Below are 18,911 nucleotides of genomic sequence, written 5' to 3'. Positions count from 1 at the left end.
CGCATGCCCATCCCCCGCGAACAGATCACCGGCCTCGTGCTTGCGGGCGGGCGCGGCACGCGCATGGGCGGCGCCGACAAGGGGCTGCAACCGCTGCACGGCGAAGCGCTCGCCGCTCACGTGCTCCGACGTCTCGCGCCGCAGACCGGCCCGCTGATGATCAGCGCGAACCGCCATGCCGACATCTATGCCGCGCTCGGCGCGCCGTATCGCGCGACGGTCGTCGCTGACACCCTCCCCGACTTTCCCGGCCCGCTCGCCGGCATGCTCGCCGGACTGCGTGCCGCCGGCACGGCCTACCTGCTGAGCGTGCCCTGCGATTCGCCGTGGCTGCCGGCCGACCTCGCCGCGCGCCTCGCTGATGCGCTCGACGCAAACCGCGCCGATATCGTGACCGTCACCACCATCGACATCCGTGGCGAGACGACGCTGCACCCGGTGTTCGCGCTGATGCGCACCGCCGTCGCGGACGACCTGGCCGCGTTTCTGGCCGCCGGGGAACGCAAGGTCCGCGCGTGGTACGCGCGCCACAAGACGGTCGAAGTCGTCTTTGCCGACGAGCGCGCGTTCTACAATGCCAACTCGTTACAAGAACTCGCCGACCTCGAACGTAATCGAGGCCCCGGCTGACATCCGCTCCGGCCGCACGGCAATAGCCGCGCCCGCCCCCGGTCGCGACGCCCAGCCATTCATGACCACGCTCAACGACTTTTCACGCTGCGTCGCGCAGTACGATCCTCATGCGCTACCCGTCCCGGCCGCTCAGGCGATCGTCCGGCAGTGGGCGACGCCCGTGGCGGCCGTCGAGCGCGTGGCATTGCGCGACGCGCTCGAGCGCGTGCTCGCCGCCGACATCGTGTCGCCAATCGACGTGCCCGCGCACGACAACTCCGCGATGGACGGCTACGCGTTCAATCACGCGGCGCTCGCGGCCGGTACGCGAGGCGGCGCGGACAGCGTCGAGCTGACGGTCGCCGGCAAGGCGCTCGCGGGCCATCCGTTCACGGGCCGCGTCGCGGCGAACCAGTGCGTGCGCGTGATGACGGGCGCCTGCATGCCCTCCGGCTGCGACACCGTCGTGCCGCAAGAGCGGGTCGAGCGCGATAGCGCGGATTCCCCGTCGATCCGCTTCGCGGCCAGCGCGCTCTCGGCGGGCGCGAACCGCCGTCGCGCCGGCGAAGATCTCGCGCGTGGCCACGTCGCGCTGCATGCCGGGCGCATCGTGCGCGCGTCGGACCTCGGTCTGCTCGCGTCGCTCGGCATCGGCGAAGTCAGCGTGCGGCGGCGTCTGCGGGTTGCGTTCTTTTCGACTGGCGACGAGCTGCGCTCGCTCGGCGAACCGCTCGACGCCGGCTCGGTCTACGACAGCAACCGCTACACGCTGTTTGCGATGCTGCGGCGTCTGAACGTCGACGCGCTCGATCTCGGCGTCGTGCGTGACGAGCCGGCCGCGCTCGAAGCCGCGCTGCGCAGCGCCGCGGCCAATGCCGACGTGGTGCTGACTTCGGGCGGCGTGTCGGTCGGCGAAGCGGACTTCACGAAGCAACTGCTGCAGACTTTCGGCGACGTCGCCTTCTGGAGTCTCGCGATGCGCCCCGGCCGGCCGCTCGCGTTCGGCCGCCTGTGGTCCGGTGCGCAGCCGGGGCTCGGCAAACCTGCGCTATTCTTCGGCCTGCCCGGCAATCCAGTCGCAGTGATGGTGACGTTCTATCAGATCGTGCGCGAAGCGCTGCTACTGATGGCCGGCGCGACGCCGCGGCCGTTGCCGGTGATTCACGCGACGAGCCGCGTGGCGGTGGACAAGCGCGCGGGCCGCACCGAATTCCAGCGCGGCATCGCCGAACAGGACGCGCACGGACACTGGCACGTGAGCCCGACCGGTTCGCAAAGCTCCGGCGTGCTGAGCTCGATGAGCGAAGCGAACTGCTTCATCGTGCTCGGCCACGACGAGGGCGAAATCGACGTCGGCGATCGCGTGTCGATCATGCTGTTCGACGGTCTCATCTGACGTTCCAGGCGACGCATCGATCGCACGACATCGGCACGACATCAGCACCTGATCCGCACTCCACCCACTACCACTACTAAGACACACTGGGGTTTGACTTACATGAAAAAACAGATCTCGTTCATCGCACCGGGACAGACGGCCAAAGCGCTGATCCTCGTGTATCTGACATTTTCGGTGCCGATCGTGCTGCTCGGCGTGGTGGTCGCTTTCGTGCGCTATGGCTCGGTGGAGCTGAGCACCGTGTTCAGCGCGCTGCTGTTGAATGCGATCCTCGGCTTCGTCCTGTTGTGGATCGCGTGCCACGCCTATAACTGGGTCGCGTCGCGTTTCGGTGGTATCGAAATCCATCTGGCCGACGCACCGGAAGAAGCGTGACGGGCGACGCGCAGGAGCGGCTAGCTGAAAGAGTCTGAATTCCAGCGCCTCGCCCCTCATTGCTCATCGGGTTCCACACCCGAGAGCGCATCGCCGAGCAGCCCACTCGCCTCCTCGCCCGGCAACGCTTCGACGTCGCGCAGCTTGCGGTTCATCATGCGCGTGCGCGTTTCGGCGGCCTCGATCGAACGTGTGACGGTTTCGAGCTGCGCCTTGGTCTTCGCGAGCACGTCGCCGAATTTGCCGAACTCCGTTTTCACCGCGCCGAGCACCTGCCACACCTCGCTCGAGCGCTTTTCGATCGCGAGCGTGCGGAAACCCATCTGCAGACTATTGAGCAACGCGGTCAGCGTGGTCGGCCCCGCAATCGTCACGCGATAGTCGCGCTGCAGCAGATCCGTGAGCCCCGGCCGGCGCAACACTTCCGCGTACAGGCCTTCGGTCGGCAAAAACAGCAGCGCGAAGTCGGTCGTATGCGGCGGCGCCACGTACTTCTCCGCGATGGTGCGCGCCTCCGCGCGCATCCGCACTTCAAGCGCGCGCGATGCTTCCTCGACCGCGACCGGATCGGCGCGCTCCTGCGCCTCGATCAGGCGCTCGTAGTCCTCGCGCGGGAATTTGGCGTCGATCGGCAGCCATACCGGCGTATTCGCGCCGCCCGGTTCCGGCCGCCCCGGCAGCCGAATCGCGAACTCCACGCGATCGGCGCTCTTCGGCACCGTCGCGACGTTCTTCGCGTATTGATCGGCGGTCAGCAGTTGTTCGAGCAAGGCTTCGAGCTGAACTTCGCCCCACGTGCCGCGCGTCTTCACATTGGTCAGCACGCGCTTCAGATCGCCGACGCCGGCCGCCAGCGTCTGCATTTCGCCGAGACCGCGATGCACCTGTTCGAGCCGGTCGGACACGAGCTTGAACGATTCGCCGAGCCGCTGTTCGAGCGTCGCGTGCAGTTTTTCGTCGACGGTGCGGCGCATCTCCTCGAGCCGCGTCGCGTTGTTCGCCTCGATGTCCTTCAGACGCTGCTCGATCGTCGCGCGCACTTCGGCGAAGCGCCGGTCATTCGCCTCGGTCAGTTGCCCGAGCTGCAGGCTCAGCGTGTCGCCGAACTGCTTGAGCGAGCGGCCCTGCTCGTCGCGCGCCTGCTGCGCCTGCGCCTGCAGGCTGTGACGCACCGCATCCAGCTGCTGCGCAAAGCCGTCGATCTTGCCGCCCTGCACCGTCGTCATGCTGCCGAACTGCGCGGCGAGGGTTTGTTGAAACTGCGCGAAGCCGCCGCTTTGCTCGGTGCGCGATACACGGGCGGTCTCGGCGATGTCGTTGCGCAGTTGCCGCTCGAGCCGCTCGGCGGTGTGCACCTGGGCGTCGACGACGGCATCGACGCGTTCGTTGAGCATCTCGAACTGCTCGTGCTGCTCCGTGCGGTCATGACCGCGCATCAGCAAGGCCAATGCGATCACGAGGGCGACCGCCAGCACCGCGACAGCCGCCACCAGAATCATCGTCATGAACGCGCCTTGCCGATCACGTCGGGGTTGATCGGATTCGGCGGCTGACCGGCGCGCGGTCCTGCGCCGAGCCCGGCGATCAGATTGTCGGCGGCGAGATTCGCCATCGCACGGCGCGTGGTTTCGGTCGCGCTCGCGATGTGCGGCGTCAGCACCACGTTCGGCACGCTGAGCAGCGCCGGATTCAGATTCGGTTCGCCCTCGAACACGTCGAGACCGGCCGCCGCGATGCGCCTGTCGCGCAGCGCTTCGGCCAATGCCGCATCGTCGACGATGCCGCCGCGCGCGATGTTCGTCAGCGTCGCGCTCGGCTTCATCAGCGCGAGTTCGGCCGCGCCGATCGTGTGGTGGCTGTCCTTGGTGTACGGCAGCACCAGCACGACGTGGTCGGCGCGCCGCAGCAGATCCTCTTTCGACACGTATTCCGAGTTCAGCTCGGCCTCGATTTGCGGCGCGACGCGCGAGCGGTTGTGATAGATGACTCGCATGTTGAAGCCCTGCGCGCGCCGCGCGAGCGCCTGGCCGATGCGGCCCATGCCGATCACGCCCAGCGTCGAGCCGTATAGGTCGCTGCCGAGAAAGCCGTCGTAGCTCCACTTCTGCCAGAGCCCCGCGCGCAGCCAGTGCTCCGACTCGGCGATGCGGCGCGCGGCGGCCATCATCAGCGCCCAGCCGAAGTCGGCGGTCGATTCGTTCAGCACGTCTGGCGTGTTGGTGCCGAGCACGTTCGCCGCGTTGAACGCGGCCATGTCGAAGTTGTTGTAGCCGACCGCCATGTTCGACACGACCCGCAAACGTGGTGCCGCGGCAAGCACGCCTGCGTCGATCATCTCGCCGGCCGTCAGCGCGCCGTCCTTGTCCGCGAGACGGCGCTTCAGCTCGTCGGCGGGCAACACGTCGCCCTCGTTCCAGTCGACGTCGAAGTATTGTTTGAGCCGCTCGATCACGTCGGGAAAGATCGAACGGGCAACGAGGATTTTCTGCATTGCAAGTCTCCGTATCGCACGTCGAGGGATTGCCTCGGCGTTGCAGAGTCAGCGTCCAAAAAAGAGCCAGCCGGTGAGTGCAAACAACGGCAGCAACATCGCGCCGGACCAGCCCATATACGCGAAAAAGCTCGGCATGCGCACGCCGCGCGATTGCGCCATCGCCTTCACCATGAAGTTCGGCGCGTTGCCAATATAGGTGTTCGCACCCATGAACACGGCACCGGCCGAAATCGCCGCGAGCGTGGTTGCTCCGGTGGTCATCAACGTTTGCGCGTCGCCGCCGGCCAAATTGAAGAACACGAGATAGGTCGGCGCGTTGTCGAGAAACGAAGATAGCAGGCCGGTCGCCCAGAAGTACATGATGTCGCGCGGCTCGCCCGACGCATCGTTGACCAGATGGACGATGCCCGCGAACGCGCCGGCTTCTCCCGCGCGCAGGATCATGATGACCGGCACGATCGTCACGAAGATGCCGGCGAACAATTTGGCGACTTCCTCGATCGGCGCCCAGTTGAAGTCATTGCCGGCACGGGCGGCGCGCGGCGTCCACGCGAGCGACAGCAGCGTGACGACGATCAGCGCGGCGTCGCGCACGATGTTTTGCAACGCGACGTGGGCGCCCTGTACGTCGAATGTGATTTGCGGGCGCCACAGTCCGCTCATCAGCACGAGCGCGATCGCCACGGCGAGCAGCACGAAATTGATCTTGCCGTCGATGCCGAGCGGCACGCCGTCGGGCGTCGGATCGAGGAAGGCGGAACGCGCCTCCTCGCGCTGGTGAAAGTAGTACGAGTCGAGGGCATAGAAAGCGGCGAGCAGCATGCCGCTCACGAACAGCATCGGAGCCGCGAGATGCGTGGTGGTCCAGAAAAAATTCACGCCTTCGAGAAAGCCGAGGAAGAGCGGCGGATCGCCGAGCGGCGACAGCGCGCCCCCAATGTTCGCGACGAGGAAGATGAAGAACACGACCACGTGGGTCGCATGGCGGCGGTTGTCGTTGGCGCGCAGCAGCGGGCGGATCAGAAGCATTGCCGCGCCGGTCGTCCCCATCACGCTCGCGAGCAACGTGCCGAGCGCGAGAATCGCGGTGTTCAGGCGCGGCGTGCCGTGCAGATTGCCGCGCACGCAGATGCCGCCCGCGACGGTGTAGAGCGCGGTCAGCAGAATGATGAACGGGATGTACTCGTCGAGCATGGCATGCGCGAGCGCGCCTAGCGCGGCGCTCGTGCCGAAGCTCACGGCGAACGGCACGATGAACGCGAGCGCCCACGCCGCGGCGATCTTGCCAAAATGGTGATGCCAGAAGGCTGGTGCGATCAGCGGAAAGATCGCGATCGACAGCAGCACACTCGCGAAGGGCAAGCCCCACAGCGCCGACAAGCGCGCACCGTCGAGCGTCGCGGCCTGCACGGACGGCGCACACAGCGCGAGCATAGAGGCAACGGCGAGCCAAAGGCCCGCGCGACCAGACAGCGAACTCATGCCGATACAGGAGGCGCGACGGTTTGCCAACGCACGAATGACGGATACCGCGTGTGTCGCATATGCGACAGCAAGCCGCCGCGCGACGCGTTCAAGCATCCTGCACGACGATCGTATGCACCCGGTAAGGGCCGTGCGCGCCCAGCACGATGGTCTGCTCGATATCGCCGGTGCGCGACGGCCCCGATACGAAATTGACCGCGCGCGGCAGCTCACCGCGCTCCTTGCGAATCAGACCGAACGCCTCCTCATGACCCGCGACGATGCGCGACGCCGGTACGATCGCGATATGCGTCTCCGGCAGCAGCGCGGCCGACGCATACGTCTCGGGTCCGGACAGCAACACGAGCGTGCCGGTCTCCGCGGTCGCGCAGAAGCAGCCGGTGAGACCGACCACGTCGTTGTCTTGAGGTTTGCGAAATTCGACGGCGAGGCCGGCTTCGGCCCACGGCAGATCGCGCAGCGTTTGCCATGCGATGGCCTGCAACGGCAAGCCCTGTTGGGTCAGATAGCGATGCGCGGCGGCGGGCACATCGGCGAGGGTTTGAACGGTGTCGACGGTGGTCGCCATCTTCTGCGCTTCTTCAATGAACTGCGCGTGCAGATCGGCGGGGATGTCCGGACGCGGCCCGGCCGGATGACGCGCGAGATAGTCCGCCGCGGTTTCGCGCTCGGCGGCGCTCGGCTCGGGCTCGCGCCCTTGCGCGGCGCGGATGCGCGCCAGGATGTTGCGGCGGGCAATCGATGTGTCCATGGGCGAAATCCTCGTGTCGACAGCCGTGCGATATGGCGAGGATTATACCGGTGGCCTTCCACGCAAACACCCTGGCCGAACGGCATATTGCCGGGCGTCGGGAGTGCGGCGACACTGTTCGCCGCACCACCCCGAACGCGAGCAGATCATGAACAGGCGATGAACCGAACAGCTGGCCGCGAAGCGCGCTATTTGGCCGCCTCTTCTTCCGGCTGCGCGATGCCGAACACCTGGCGCAGATACGCGAGATACGCCTTGTCCTCGCACATGTTCTTGCCCGGCGAATCGGACAATTTCGCGACCGGCTGACCGTTGCAGCGGACCATCTTGATCACGATCTGCAGCGGGTTGTAGCCGAGGTCGTTGGTCAGATTGGTGCCCACCCCGAACGCGAGCTTGCAGCGGCCGCGGAAGCGCTCATAGAGCTGCAGCACCTTCGGGATGTCGAGTGCGTCGGAGAACACGAGGACCTTGGTGCGCGGGTCGCAGCGATTCGCCTCGTAGTGCTTGAGCAGGCGCTCGCCCCAGTCGAACGGATCGCCGGAATCGTGGCGAGCGCCATCGAACAGCTTGCAGAAGTACATGTCGAAGTCGCGCAGGAACGCCTGCATGCCGTACACGTCGGAGAGCGCAATCCCGAGGTCGCCGCGATATTCCTTCGCCCACATCTCGAAACCGAAGGTCTGCGAGTCACGCAGCCGCGGACCGAGCGCCTGGCAAGCCTGCAGGTACTCGTGCGCCATCGTGCCGAGCGGCGTCAGGCTGTGCTTCATCGCGTAGAAGACATTGCTCGTGCCGGCGAACTGTTCGCCGAGGCCGTCCTTCAGCGTGAGGATCACCTCCTCGTGCCATTGCTTCGAGAAGCGGCGGCGCGTGCCGTAATCGGCGATCTTGCAGTCGGCGTATTCGGGACGCGCGCCGAGCAGTTGGATCTTGTCGAGCAGACGGCCGCGGCCTACGTGATAGTCGGGCGTTTGCTGCGTGTTGCGGAAATAGACTTCGTTGACGATCGCGAGCACCGGGATTTCGAAGAGGATCGTATGCAGCCACGGCCCCTTGATGTCGATGTCGATTTCGCCATTGCCCTTCGGCGACGGCGTGATCGAAATGTACTTCTCGTTCAGATGGAACAGCGCGAGGAACTCGATGAAGTCGCCCTTGATGAAGCGCATGCGGCGCAGGTAGTCGAGCTCATCGTCGGTGAAACGCAGTTCGCAGAGCTTGCGCACTTCGTCGCGAATCTCGCCGATGTAGGGCACCAGATCGACGTTCGGCGTGCGGCAGCGGAAGCGGTACTCCACGTTCGCGGCGGGGAAGTGATGCAACACCACCTGCATCATCGTGAACTTGTACAGATCGGTATCGAGCAGCGAAGTAATAATCATGATGGTACGAACTGGACCGCTGAAAAAACGAAACGGGCTCACGGCCCCGTTGCAACGGACGCGCTGAACCGAGCGGCGCGCAACCTGACGCATGTTACCCGAATGCGTCCGCATCCATCGTGCCGCCGGCCTGCGCCGGCTGTCCGCGGCCGTTCGCGGCACCCCATAAACTAATCACAAAAACGTATAAGACGCACAGGCCGATGTTTCATCTGCCTGTTGACGTTAAGTTACAATAACTCTTTTGGCGTCCGCGCCTTCCCTGATTCCGCATGCAGGAGCTGCCTGAATGACTCACGTTGTGACCGAAAGCTGCATCAAGTGCCGCTATACCGACTGCGTCGATGTGTGCCCGGTGGACTGCTTTCGCGAAGGTCCCAACTTCCTCGCGATCGACCCCGATGAATGCATTGACTGCGCCGTGTGCGTAGCCGAGTGCCCGGTGAACGCCATCTATGCCGAAGAAGACGTGCCGGGCGACCAGCAGGACTTCATCGCGCTGAACGCCGACCTGGCGAAAGCGTGGCCCAGCATCACGAAGACCAAAGCACCGCTGCCGGAAGCCGAGGAATTCAAGGACGTGAAGGATAAGCTCGCGTTGCTCGCGCGCTGAGCAGGAATTAATATGAAGATGAACGCAGAGGTATTGACAGGCGTTTAAGCCGCCTCTACAATTTCGCTTCTCTGCTGTTGTTGTTCTGTTCCTCGATAGCTCAGTCGGTAGAGCGCCGGACTGTTAATCCGTAGGTCCCTGGTTCGAGCCCAGGTCGAGGAGCCAAGAATTGCAAAAGCCCGTTAACCAAGACGGGTTTTTTTATGTAGATCAAGTTGTACTGCTGTTCCTCGATAGCTCAGTCGGTAGAGCGCCGGACTGTTAATCCGTAGGTCCCTGGTTCGAGCCCAGGTCGAGGAGCCAAAAAGATTGAAAGGCCCGCATCCGTGCGGGCCTTTTTGTTTTCGCGCCCCGATCGCGCACGGCACGCCGTTATACGATGGCGGCTTCACGGCGCATGTTTCACCCCTCTGGCGCCGGCTCACTCCAGACACTCAACCGGCACGCTCATGAAATCCACCTCGCTACGCACCGCGCTCACGGCGATCGGCGCCCTGCTGCTTTCTTCGGCGCACGGCGAAGAAATCGCCAGCGTCAATACGAATTTTCACGTTACAGGCTCCGACCGCGTGGTCGTCGAAGCCTATGACGATCCCGTCGTGCAAGGCGTCACCTGCTACGTGTCGCGGGCGCGGACCGGCGGCGTCAAAGGCACGCTCGGCATCGCCGAAGATCCGACCGAGGCGTCGATCGCGTGTCGCCAGGTCGGGGAGCTGCATTTCACCGGCCCCATCAAACAGAAGGACGACGTGTTCTCGGTCAGCATGTCGCTGATCTTCAAGTCGCTGCACGTGGTGCGGGTGGTCGACACGAAGCGCAACGCGCTGGTCTATCTGACCTACAGCGACCGTGTGGTCAGCGGCAGCGCGAAAAACAGCGTGAGTGCCGTGCCGATGCCGACCGGCACGACGATTCCACTCAAGTAACGCAAGTACCATCAATTGACGGCGCGAGCGGCACGCGGCGCGACGCAGCGCGCCTGCGCGCCCGCCGCCGTCCCCGCCCACGACGCGTTAAACTGACCGGTCCAGCTGGACTTTCGTCATGACCGCCACCTCTCGTTTCCGCGATTCCGCCCGCTACTGGCGCACGCCGCTACTGCCCGGCGCGGATCTGCTCACCGCCGAATACCACGACCACGAGTTCGCGCCGCATTGGCACGACGCCTACACGATCCCGGTGATCGTCGCGGGTGCGGAGTGCTATCGGTATCGCGGCGAGAACCATGTCGCCGAAGCGGGCAGCGTGCCGATCATCAATCCGGGCGAGTTGCATACGGGGTCGAAGGCGGTCGAGGCGGGCTGGCGGTATCGCGTGATGTATGCGCCTGTCGAGTTCCTCCGCGCGCTTGCCGACGAGGTTGCCGGCAAGCCGCAGGCCTTGCCGTGGTTTGCGCCCGGCGTGATCCGCGATCCCGATCTCGCGATGCGGCTCGCGCACGCCCACCGTCTGCTCGAAGCCGGCGACGACGCGCTCGCCGCCGAAGCCGCGATGCTCGACGCACTGTCCACCTTGCTGGTCCGCTATGCGCAGACGCGCCCCGCCTCCGCGCGCGTCGCGACCGACGACACCCGCGTCGCATTGATGCAGGCGCGGCTGACCGGTGACCTCGTCGAACCCGTGACGCTCGCCGGGGTCGCCAAGGCCGCGGGTCTGTCGCCGTTCCACGCGGCGCGGCTATTCACGCAATCGACCGGCCTGCCGCCTCATGCGTGGCGCAATCAGGTGCGCCTGCAGCGCGCGCTCGCGCCGTTGCGCGCGGGCGTCCCGGTGACCGACGTCGCCGCCGCAAGTGGCTTCACCGATCAGAGCCATTTCACGCGGCATTTCCGGCGCATGTTCGGCGTGCCGCCGGGCCAATGGCAAGGAACGCAGCGCGGCTCGTGACGCGCGATGCGGCACCGCCGTCGCGTGCGCCGCACGCAGTGAGCATCGCGCCGCAATTCGCCTGTCCGCATCAGCACCCCGCCGCAAGAACGTACAAGTCCGAACGTCGGTCAGTCGCTATGCTTCCGAAATCAAGGAGGCTCAGATTGACCGATTCCACCCAAGGCCAGCCCACCCGCGGCAGCCATCTCAAAGAATTCGCCGCCGGCGCGCGCGACATCATCCCGATGATGGTCGGTGCCGCGCCGTTCGGCGTCATCTTCGGCACGCTCGTGACGTCCGGCCCGCTGCATCTGTGGCACGGCCAGTTGATGTCGCTCGTCGTCTTCGCGGGTTCCGCGCAGTTCATCGCGCTCGGGCTGATCGCCGGACATGCGAGCTTCGCCGTAATCTGGGCGACCACGCTCGTCGTCAATCTGCGTCACGTGCTGTATAGCGCCACGCTCGCGCCGCACGTCGCGCATCTGCCGAAGCGCTGGCGCTGGGCGCTCGGCGCGCTGCTCACCGACGAAGTCTTCGCGGTCGCGTGGGAGCACTACCGGCATCGCGAGCCGGGCACCGTCGGTCCGTACTACTTCTTCGGCGCTGGCGTCGCGATGTATCTGAACTGGCAGCTGTGGACCGTCGCCGGCCTGCTGTTCGGCGCGGCCTTCCCGGGCCTGCAGTCGCTCGGCCTCGACTTCGCGATGGTCGCGACGTTCATCGCGATCGTCGTCCCGCAACTGGTCGCGCTGCGCTATATCGCGGCGGCCGTCACCGCCGGCACGCTGGCGTTTTTCTGGCAAGCGTGGCCGTATAAGCTCGGCCTGCTCGGCGCGGTGTTCGCGGGAGTCGCGGTCGGCGTGCTGCTGTCGATGTCGCGTCTGAACCTGCGTGGCGCGCGCCGTCCTGTGGAGGCGACGCGATGAACTACGTCGTTCTGATCGTCGGCATGGCCGCGATTACGTGGTTGATCCGCGCGGCCGTGTTCGTGCTCGGCGAGCGCCTCGTGTTCCCGCCGCTGATGCGCACCGCGCTCAGCTTCGTGCCGGTCACCGTGCTGACCGCGATCATCGTCCCGATGGCCGTGTCGCCGCACGGCAACAACGCCGAGTTGACCTGGCGCAATCCGCAGCTGGTCGGCGCGCTCGCCGCGATCGTCGTCAGTGCCGTGACGCGCAGGCCGCTGCTGACGATCGCAGTCGGTCTCGTCGTGTTCTTCGTGTGGCAGTGCGTGGTGCTGAAGTAAGCGCGCCTCTTCTCCACGCTCATTGACTCGTCAGCGGTCCGTCGGCACGTCGCGGACCGCGCCCTCTCTCCCAGGTGGCAGCGAGGCGCGCAAGCGCCCGAAGCACCCCTCCAAAGCCCGCAACCGTCGCCGGGCCACCCTCAAGTTTCCCGCCACCGCGCCGATATGCAGTCGAGGTCCGCTCATCGGGAGTCGTCCCGTTGGTTACGCGGCAACAGCTTGAAATCGAGCGCGTCGGCAGCCGGCGTCGCGTCGCCTCGGTCCGGGAGTGACCGGGCGATCGTGCGACGGCGCGCCGCGCGCGGCCGCATTAAACGGGATAACACATGGGTCAAATCACCCTGAAACTGAAGGACGAGACCGTCGCTTCGCTGCGCAAAGACTTCGAGGCCTTTTTGCGGGTCTCGCTGAAGCTCGATCCGCAGTTCGCGACGCCGTCGTTCGAAGATTTCTTGCGCGCGAAGCTGCTCGACAACATGGTGCCGCTCACCGAGCACGCGGTGCAGCGGATGCTGCAAGGCGGCCAGTACGCGTGGGCCAAACGCACGCTCGACAAGGAGTTTCCCGACGTCGTGTCGATCCTGATGCGCCAGGCGAGCGAGTTCGGCTTCGGTTTCGCGGCGCGCTCGGAATGGACGCCCGAGGAGCTCACCAAGCAATGCCGCGACTGGGCCGCCGCGATCGTCAAGGAAGCGGAAGGCGACGCGACGCTGGTCGATCCGCTCGCCGCGCAGATCAAGAGCACGGTGCAAGACATCCAGGCGCTCGAGGAAGTGATGCAGACGCCGGCATGGCGGCTGGTCGAATCGCTGCGCCAGCGCGTCTACGAGGCTAAGATCGCATGCGAGACGAGCGTCGGCAGCACCGCGCGAGAGAAGCTCGGCGAACTGCGCGGGCTGTTGCGGCTCGGCATTTCGCACGGCACGTTCCAGAAGCAGGAAGCGCAGCAGATCATGGAGTATCTGCGGCTTTTGAAGCCGGAGATTTTCGTCGAGGAGCCGTACGACGTGTTCTCGCGACTCGCGGCATGGCTGCGCAATTTCTTCGTGCCGCCGCCTCCGGTCGCGCAGCAACAGCAGCGGCAGCCGCGTTGAGCTTCGACTGAATCGAGCGGCGCCGGCCGCTCAGTCCCACATCTTCCTGAGCTTCGCCGCGATCTCGATCCTGGCCTGCGCGGCCGCCGCGAGCCCCGCCGCGCTCGGCGCGCTCGCCACCGGCACGCACGGCCATGCGTACGCGTCGAACAGCGGCAGCATCGGCGTGGCGATGAAGCGCGTGCGCGACGCCCACACATGGCGGTCGCCCAGATGGGTCTGGTTGTGCACGTAAAAGCGCTGCGGCACGACGATATGCAGGTCTTCCTTCGCGCGCGTCATCGCCACGTAGAGCAGGCGCCGCTCCTCGTCGATTTCCTCGTCGCTGCCGGTGCCCAGATCGGACGGAATACAGCCGTCGACGCCATTCAGCACGAACACGTTGCGCCACTCCTGGCCCTTCGCCGAATGGATCGTCGACAGGATCAGGTAATCCTCGTCGATCAGCGGCACGCCGGATTCGTCGCTGGTGGCGTCGGGCGGATCGAGCGTCAACTCAGTCAGGAAGCGCTCCCGCGACGGATAGGTACCCGCAATGCTTTCCATCTGCAGCAGGTCCGCGTGACGGATCGCGGCGTCCTCGTGATTGCGCTCCAGATGCGGCTCGTACCAGCGCCGCACCATCTCGAACTCGGCGGGCCACGGCGTTTGCCGGCCATACACGCTCGACATCAGCTTGACGAACGGATGCCAGTCTTCCTGCGCCCTTGCGGGCGCCGCAAACGCGGCGAGCACACCGCCCGCGGTCGCGACCGGATCGCCGCCGTCCGCGCGCGCGACGATGTCATCGAGCACCTTCGCCGCGGTGGCCGGACCGACGCCCGGCAGCAGCTGCACGACGCGAAAGCCGGCGACGCGGTCGCGCGGATTCTCGGCCCAGCGCAGCACCGCGAGCACGTCCTTCACGTGCACCGAGTCGAGAAATTTGAGCCCGCCGAATTTGACGAACGGGATGTTGCGGCGCGTGAGCTCGATCTCGAGTGCGGCGCTGTGATGCGCGGCACGGAACAGCACCGCCTGCGACTTCAGCTTGACACCCTGCTCGCGGGCTTCGAGCACCTGCTCGACGACGTAGCGAGCTTGCGCGGCGTCGTCGGCGACCGTGACGAGGCGCGGGCGCTGCGCCGACGCCTTGTCGGTCCACAGATTCTTCGTGTAGCGCTCGCTCGCAAGTTCGATCACCGCGTTCGACGCGGCGAGAATCGGCTCGGTCGAGCGATAGTTGCGCTCGAGCGTGACCTGCTTCGCGGGCGGCTCGAACTGCGCGGGGAAATCGAGGATATTGCGCACGGTCGCGCCGCGAAACGAATAGATCGACTGCGCGTCGTCGCCGACCACGGTCAGGCCGCGGCCGTCCGGCTTCAGCGCGAGCAGGATCGACGCCTGCAGGCGGTTGGTGTCCTGGTATTCGTCGACCAGCACATGGTCGAAGCGCGCCGACAGATCGGCCGCGATGCTGGGCTCGGCGGCCATGTGCGACCAGTAGAGCAGCAGATCGTCGTAGTCGAGCACGCTCTGCTTCTGCTTCGCGTCGACGTAGGCGGCGAACAGCCTGCGCAGATCGTCCTCCCATTCGCGACACCACGGAAACGCGCTGTCCAATACCTGTCCGAGCGATGCACCGGTGTTGACGACGCGCGAGTAGATCGCGAAGCAGGTGCCCTTCGCCGGAAAGCGCCGCTCTTTCGCGGACAGTCCGAGTTCGTGGCGCACGAGGTTCATCAGGTCGGCGGAGTCTTCGCGGTCGTTGATCGTGAACGCGGGCGCGAGGCCGATCAGATCCGCGTATTCGCGCAACAGCCGCGCGCCGACGCTGTGAAACGTGCCCGCCCACGTCAGCCCTTGCGCGAGCGCGGCGCGTGCACCGACGGTGGTGGCCGCGGCGCCGGTGATGCGTGTCACGCGGCGGGTCATTTCGAGCGCCGCGCGCCGCGAGAAGGTCAACAGCAGGATGCGCTGCGGATCGGCGCCCTTCACCACCAGATTAGCGACGCGATGCGCGAGCGTGTTGGTCTTGCCGGAGCCCGCGCCCGCGATCACGAGCAGCGCGCCGGGCAGCGCGTCTGGCGTGTCGGTCCCGTATTCGACGGCTTCGCGTTGAGCGTCGTTGAGCTTGGCGAGCCAGGCGGCGGTATCGAACGACGGAGCGGATTCGGCGACGGTGGACACTGAGCGGTTTTTGTGGATTGGATGGATTTTCAGGATGCGACGCATACTGTATATCCATACAACCCAATGCGACAAGCGCCCCTTTTTTGGGGCGCCTGCCTGGCGGTTTACGCCGCGCGCTACTACTGCTTCTTCGCGTCCTTCACATTGGCCTCGGCGGCGGCCTTGTCGGCATCGGCCTGCGCGTCGGTTTTGGTCTTGTCCGCTTTCGCCTGGGCGACCGCGGCTTTCTTGTCGGCCTTCGCCTGCTCTTTCGCGGCCTTCTTGTCCGCGTGCGTGGCGGGCGCCGAAGCCGGGTCCGCGGTCTGCGCGAGCACGGCCGATGACAGGCAAGCCGCGATCAGCGCGGCGTAAATGCGGGTTCGGCTGGAACGGTCGATGTTCATCTGGGTTCTCCGTGAGGCACAGCTTGCAAAGTGACAGACGCCCGCGGCGCGCGAGCCTCGCCGACCCACGCGCCGCGGCATCCAGCAGGGCTTAATGCTTGACGTCCGCGCCGTCGGTCTGCGCGGCAGCCTGCCCTTCCATCTCCATCTTCATTTCGTTGTTGGCGCTCTGTTTGTCCGCCTTCTGGTTCAGCTTCGCGCCGCGCACCTGCTCCTTGTACTGGTCCTTCGCGGCCTTCTGCTCAGCCTTCAATTCCGCCTTCGAGGACTTCTTCGCCGCGCGATACTCGGCGTTGGCCTTCGCGTCGGCGTCGCGCTTCTGTACGAGCGGGTCGGTCGAGCCCGAAGCCGTCAAACGGCCCGGCGGCGGCGCGGCGACGCCTTGCGCGGCGGGCGCGCCCGGGACTTGCTGCATGCCTTGCGCCGACGGCGGGGCCTGCATGCCTTGGGCGCCGGCCGCGGACGGCGGCGCCATCTCGGCGGCCCCTTGGCTCTGGATCTGCGCCTGACCACCGATGCCTGTTGCCGGCTGCGCGGTCTGCGCGACGGCGGCCGTCGCGGCAAAGACGGTGAGGGCGGTACCGATCAGGAGCGTACGAATGTGGGTCATGGCTATCCTCTCTAGACTTAGTTGTGACACGGGCGGACTCTCTGGCGTCGTGATGACGGAATGGCCCACGCGCCCCCGCCCGGTCTATGCGTCGCTGGATGGGTGGCCGCGGAGCGATCCCGGAATGCCAGCGGGCTTTGCTGCTGAGGTGCACTTTAGGAGTGGAATCCATCCGGCGCGACCAGCGTTACGCAACGTTTCACTCTCCACAACTGAATAACATCTACTTTCATTTGCTTGCGCAATGACTCGCTGGATGCATCCGACACAGGCGAGACGGCCCCGCGCCGACGCGCCGCCGTGCACTTGCTTTATGATGCGAACCCCCAACGCGACCCGTGCCCAAGGTGCAAAGTCATGCCCAATCTCAATTTCACGCTGACCGGCGAGTACGTCGAACTCCACAATCTGCTGAAGATCACGGGCCTCGCGGATAGCGGCGGTTCCGCGAAGATGATGGTCGCGGACGGCGCCGTGATGGTCGATGGCCGGGTCGAGACCCGCAAGACCTGCAAGATCCGCGCGGGCCAGGTCGTGTTGCTCGGCGACACGCGGATCGCGGTCCACGAAGGCTGACGCCACTCCGGAAATTCGCAGGACGCCGCGCACCGGAACTGTGCGTTGTCCATCGACATCGCCCGGGCGAGGCAATAAGCTGTCGGTTTCGACAGGTAAACGACGGACCGCGCCACGGGCGAGGAGTCGGCTGACCGGCTCGCCGCCGCGCCGCGGAATTTCTCCGCCCGCTGCCCCGCGCTCCATCGCCCGTCGGAGCGCGGCGCGATGCAATGCGGCGCCGCTTGCGCCCGCCTCTCGCTGTCGCCACTGCGGTTGCCGCCGCAGTTGCCAACTTTCGCCGCCACGCAATCGATGACTCAACCCAGCTTCGCCCACGCGGCCAGCCGGCCGCCGACCCTATCCCGCCACGCGGCCGACACCGCGCGGCTCGCCGCGCCGCTCGCGATCGCGCAACTGTCGCAGATGGCGATGAGCGTGACCGACACGATCCTGCTCGGCTCGCTGGGCCCCGACGCGCTCGCCGCCGGCGGCCTCGGCGCGAACCTCTTTTTCGTCGTCGTCACGCTGCTGCAGGGCGTGCTGACCTCGGTCAGCGTCAGCGTCGCGCACGCGCGCGGCGCGCAGGACGACGGCCGCGTGCCGCATATCTACTGGACCGGTTTCTTGCTGTCGGTGCTGCTGGCGGTGCCGGCGTTCATTCTGTTGTCGTTCGCGTCGCACATCCTGCTCGCGTTCGGCGAGCCGGGCCTGCTCGCGCACAACGTCGGCCAATACGCGGCGGTGCTGCGCTGGGGCGCACCCGCGAGCCTGATCGGCGTCGGCCTGATGCGCTCGTTCCTGCCGGCGATCGGCGCGGCGCGGCGGCTGCTGTGGGTGTCGATCGTGAGCGTCGGCGTGAACGGCTTTCTGAACTACGGGCTGATTCACGGCGCGTATGGGCTGCCGCGGCTCGGCTTTCTCGGCTCGGCGGCCGCGACCACGATCACCGTGTGGCTGACCGCGCTCGTGCTGATGGCGCTGCTGCATCTGCGGCCGCGCTTCCGGCATTTCGTCGTCGCGACGCGGCCGAAGCTGCCGCTGATGGGCGAGCTGTTCGGCATCGGTTGGCCGGTCGCGATCACCTACGGCGTCGAGTCGACGCTGTTCCTTGCCACCGGCCTGATGGTCGGCCTGCTCGGCGAATCGCAACTGGCCGCGCATCAGATTGCGCTGAACGTCGCGTCGGTCGCGTTCATGGTGCCGCTGTCGATCGGCCAGGCGGCCAATGTGCGGGTCGGCTACTGGGCCGGCGCCGGTCAGCCGCTCGCCGCGCGCCACGCGGGCTTCGTCGCGCTCGCGCTCGGCGTCGGCTTCATGTCGATGTCGGGTCTCGTGCTGATCACCGCGCCGCATTGGATCGTCGGCCTGTATCTGCATCTCGACGACCCGGCCAACGCGCCGACCATCGCGCTCGCCAGTTCGCTGCTCGGCGTGGCGGCGATCTTCCAGATCGTCGACGGGATGCAGGCGGTGGGCTCCGGCTGTCTGCGCGGCCTGAAAGACACCCGCATCCCGATGATCGCCGCCGCGTTCGGCTACTGGGTGATCGGCTTTCCGACTGGCTATCTGCTCGCGTTTCACGCCGGCCTCGGCGCGCGCGGCTTGTGGTGGGGGCTGGCGGCAGGTCTCGCGAGCGTCGCGCTGCTGATGACACTGCGGTTTCACAAGCTGAGCGGCCGGCAACCGCCGACGGTGGCGTCAATCGCACCGCCCGCGCGCTCGGTCTGAGCGGCGCAGCGGCAAGTCTCACTCCTGAAGCACTCACTGTAAAAGGTAAAATGCCCGCCGCTGCACGCGAGCGCTAACCCGCGCTCACGCGCCAGGAACCGCACGACGGCGCGCCTCACCAAGGCAAAAGCCGGACT

The 18,911-nt window shown here is 66.2% G+C and carries 19 protein-coding genes and 2 tRNA genes; 13 read left to right on the top strand and 8 right to left on the bottom strand.

Going from position 1 to position 18,911, the window contains the following annotated elements; translation table 11 throughout:
* Nucleotides 1–3: 3 nt before the first annotated feature.
* From mobA to QFZ91_RS19800, 3 genes are all read left to right on the top strand, one after another.
* Entirely contained in the window at nt 4–630 is a 627-nt protein-coding gene (gene mobA / locus QFZ91_RS19810; protein ID WP_429568166.1) for a molybdenum cofactor guanylyltransferase MobA, read from the top strand.
* 61 nt (nt 631–691) lie between these two features.
* Nucleotides 692–2,008: a molybdopterin molybdotransferase MoeA gene (moeA, locus tag QFZ91_RS19805; RefSeq protein WP_176380336.1), complete on the top strand. Its 1,317-nt coding sequence runs from the start codon at nt 692–694 to the stop codon at nt 2,006–2,008.
* A 102-nt stretch (nt 2,009–2,110) separates the two neighbouring features.
* Entirely contained in the window at nt 2,111–2,386 is a 276-nt protein-coding gene (locus QFZ91_RS19800; RefSeq protein WP_008923126.1) for a hypothetical protein, read from the top strand.
* Between the two features lie 56 nt (nt 2,387–2,442).
* Here the strand turns inward: QFZ91_RS19800 and QFZ91_RS19795 are convergent, their stop codons facing one another.
* From QFZ91_RS19795 to pncB, 5 genes are all read right to left on the bottom strand, one after another.
* Complete coding sequence (locus QFZ91_RS19795; RefSeq protein WP_429568165.1) at nt 2,443–3,891, bottom strand: DNA recombination protein RmuC; 1,449 nt, start codon at nt 3,889–3,891, stop codon at nt 2,443–2,445.
* Nucleotides 3,888–4,877 carry a 2-hydroxyacid dehydrogenase gene (locus QFZ91_RS19790; protein ID WP_429568164.1) on the bottom strand — a complete coding sequence of 330 codons (990 nt, stop codon included), beginning with the start codon at nt 4,875–4,877 and terminating at the stop codon, nt 3,888–3,890. The genes QFZ91_RS19795 and QFZ91_RS19790 overlap by 4 nt, the downstream gene beginning before the upstream one ends.
* Nucleotides 4,878–4,925: 48 nt before the next feature.
* Complete coding sequence (locus QFZ91_RS19785; RefSeq protein ID WP_429568665.1) at nt 4,926–6,314, bottom strand: sodium:proton antiporter; 1,389 nt, start codon at nt 6,312–6,314, stop codon at nt 4,926–4,928.
* A gap of 139 nt (nt 6,315–6,453) precedes the next feature.
* The gene (locus QFZ91_RS19780; RefSeq protein WP_429568163.1) at nt 6,454–7,116 is read right to left on the bottom strand and encodes a LutC/YkgG family protein; all 663 of its coding nucleotides are present in this window, start codon (nt 7,114–7,116) and stop codon (nt 6,454–6,456) included.
* A gap of 188 nt (nt 7,117–7,304) precedes the next feature.
* On the bottom strand, nt 7,305–8,501 hold the full coding sequence (gene pncB, locus QFZ91_RS19775; protein ID WP_429568162.1) for a nicotinate phosphoribosyltransferase: 1,197 nt from the start codon (nt 8,499–8,501) through the stop codon (nt 7,305–7,307).
* A 289-nt stretch (nt 8,502–8,790) separates the two neighbouring features.
* On the opposite strand from pncB, the gene fdxA reads away from it, so the two are divergent.
* The 8 genes from fdxA to QFZ91_RS19735 all read left to right on the top strand — a co-directional run bounded on the left by fdxA (nt 8,791) and on the right by QFZ91_RS19735 (nt 13,323).
* Nucleotides 8,791–9,114 (top strand): ferredoxin FdxA, encoded by a 324-nt coding sequence (gene fdxA, locus QFZ91_RS19770; protein WP_176124190.1) that lies wholly within the window; start codon nt 8,791–8,793, stop codon nt 9,112–9,114.
* Nucleotides 9,115–9,203: 89 nt separating this feature from the next.
* Nucleotides 9,204–9,279, top strand: a tRNA-Asn gene (locus QFZ91_RS19765).
* Between the two features lie 62 nt (nt 9,280–9,341).
* A tRNA-Asn gene (locus QFZ91_RS19760) sits at nt 9,342–9,417 on the top strand.
* Between the two features lie 146 nt (nt 9,418–9,563).
* Nucleotides 9,564–10,040 (top strand): CreA family protein, encoded by a 477-nt coding sequence (locus tag QFZ91_RS19755; RefSeq protein ID WP_176124191.1) that lies wholly within the window; start codon nt 9,564–9,566, stop codon nt 10,038–10,040.
* Between the two features lie 118 nt (nt 10,041–10,158).
* On the top strand, nt 10,159–11,001 hold the full coding sequence (locus QFZ91_RS19750) for an AraC family transcriptional regulator (RefSeq protein WP_429568161.1): 843 nt from the start codon (nt 10,159–10,161) through the stop codon (nt 10,999–11,001).
* A gap of 146 nt (nt 11,002–11,147) precedes the next feature.
* Entirely contained in the window at nt 11,148–11,909 is a 762-nt protein-coding gene (locus tag QFZ91_RS19745; protein ID WP_176380329.1) for an AzlC family ABC transporter permease, read from the top strand.
* Nucleotides 11,906–12,229, top strand: coding sequence for an AzlD domain-containing protein (locus QFZ91_RS19740; protein WP_176105435.1), 324 nt, complete (start codon nt 11,906–11,908; stop codon nt 12,227–12,229). The genes QFZ91_RS19745 and QFZ91_RS19740 overlap by 4 nt, the downstream gene beginning before the upstream one ends.
* Before the next feature lie 326 nt (nt 12,230–12,555).
* Complete coding sequence (locus QFZ91_RS19735; RefSeq protein ID WP_176124194.1) at nt 12,556–13,323, top strand: DUF4088 family protein; 768 nt, start codon at nt 12,556–12,558, stop codon at nt 13,321–13,323.
* A gap of 30 nt (nt 13,324–13,353) precedes the next feature.
* On the opposite strand, the gene QFZ91_RS19730 is transcribed toward QFZ91_RS19735, so the two are convergent.
* The 3 genes from QFZ91_RS19730 to QFZ91_RS19720 form a co-directional block, all read right to left on the bottom strand.
* Nucleotides 13,354–15,492, bottom strand: a complete 2,139-nt coding sequence (locus QFZ91_RS19730) for an ATP-dependent helicase (protein WP_429568160.1) — start codon at nt 15,490–15,492, stop codon at nt 13,354–13,356.
* A gap of 122 nt (nt 15,493–15,614) precedes the next feature.
* Nucleotides 15,615–15,878, bottom strand: a complete 264-nt coding sequence (locus QFZ91_RS19725; protein ID WP_176380328.1) for a hypothetical protein — start codon at nt 15,876–15,878, stop codon at nt 15,615–15,617.
* Nucleotides 15,879–15,969: 91 nt separating this feature from the next.
* Nucleotides 15,970–16,488, bottom strand: coding sequence for a hypothetical protein (locus QFZ91_RS19720; protein WP_429568159.1), 519 nt, complete (start codon nt 16,486–16,488; stop codon nt 15,970–15,972).
* A 357-nt stretch (nt 16,489–16,845) separates the two neighbouring features.
* Between QFZ91_RS19720 and QFZ91_RS19715 the strand changes: the two genes are divergently transcribed.
* The gene (locus QFZ91_RS19715; RefSeq protein WP_013090085.1) at nt 16,846–17,064 is read left to right on the top strand and encodes an RNA-binding S4 domain-containing protein; all 219 of its coding nucleotides are present in this window, start codon (nt 16,846–16,848) and stop codon (nt 17,062–17,064) included.
* A gap of 294 nt (nt 17,065–17,358) precedes the next feature.
* Entirely contained in the window at nt 17,359–18,774 is a 1,416-nt protein-coding gene (locus QFZ91_RS19710; protein ID WP_429568158.1) for an MATE family efflux transporter, read from the top strand.
* The last annotated feature ends 137 nt before the right edge of the window (nt 18,775–18,911 follow it).

Source organism: Paraburkholderia sp. JPY419, from assembly GCF_050435705.1.
Taxonomy (GTDB): domain Bacteria; phylum Pseudomonadota; class Gammaproteobacteria; order Burkholderiales; family Burkholderiaceae; genus Paraburkholderia; species Paraburkholderia youngii.
This window is presented reverse-complemented; position numbering and strand designations above follow the sequence as displayed.

Coding starts and splice junctions, on each gene's coding strand:
- QFZ91_RS19715 (WP_013090085.1), top strand. CDS start 16,846: ATGCCCAATCTCAATTTCACGCTGACCGGCGAGTACGTCGAACTCCAC.
- QFZ91_RS19785 (WP_429568665.1), bottom strand. CDS start 6,314: ATGCTCGCGCTGTGTGCGCCGTCCGTGCAGGCCGCGACGCTCGACGGT.
- QFZ91_RS19755 (WP_176124191.1), top strand. CDS start 9,564: ATGAAATCCACCTCGCTACGCACCGCGCTCACGGCGATCGGCGCCCTG.
- pncB (WP_429568162.1), bottom strand. CDS start 8,501: ATGATTATTACTTCGCTGCTCGATACCGATCTGTACAAGTTCACGATG.
- QFZ91_RS19790 (WP_429568164.1), bottom strand. CDS start 4,877: ATGCAGAAAATCCTCGTTGCCCGTTCGATCTTTCCCGACGTGATCGAG.
- QFZ91_RS19725 (WP_176380328.1), bottom strand. CDS start 15,878: ATGAACATCGACCGTTCCAGCCGAACCCGCATTTACGCCGCGCTGATC.
- QFZ91_RS19740 (WP_176105435.1), top strand. CDS start 11,906: ATGAACTACGTCGTTCTGATCGTCGGCATGGCCGCGATTACGTGGTTG.
- QFZ91_RS19795 (WP_429568165.1), bottom strand. CDS start 3,891: ATGACGATGATTCTGGTGGCGGCTGTCGCGGTGCTGGCGGTCGCCCTC.
- QFZ91_RS19750 (WP_429568161.1), top strand. CDS start 10,159: ATGACCGCCACCTCTCGTTTCCGCGATTCCGCCCGCTACTGGCGCACG.
- QFZ91_RS19800 (WP_008923126.1), top strand. CDS start 2,111: ATGAAAAAACAGATCTCGTTCATCGCACCGGGACAGACGGCCAAAGCG.
- fdxA (WP_176124190.1), top strand. CDS start 8,791: ATGACTCACGTTGTGACCGAAAGCTGCATCAAGTGCCGCTATACCGAC.
- QFZ91_RS19780 (WP_429568163.1), bottom strand. CDS start 7,116: ATGGACACATCGATTGCCCGCCGCAACATCCTGGCGCGCATCCGCGCC.
- mobA (WP_429568166.1), top strand. CDS start 4: ATGCCCATCCCCCGCGAACAGATCACCGGCCTCGTGCTTGCGGGCGGG.
- QFZ91_RS19710 (WP_429568158.1), top strand. CDS start 17,359: ATGACTCAACCCAGCTTCGCCCACGCGGCCAGCCGGCCGCCGACCCTA.
- QFZ91_RS19735 (WP_176124194.1), top strand. CDS start 12,556: ATGGGTCAAATCACCCTGAAACTGAAGGACGAGACCGTCGCTTCGCTG.
- moeA (WP_176380336.1), top strand. CDS start 692: ATGACCACGCTCAACGACTTTTCACGCTGCGTCGCGCAGTACGATCCT.
- QFZ91_RS19720 (WP_429568159.1), bottom strand. CDS start 16,488: ATGACCCACATTCGTACGCTCCTGATCGGTACCGCCCTCACCGTCTTT.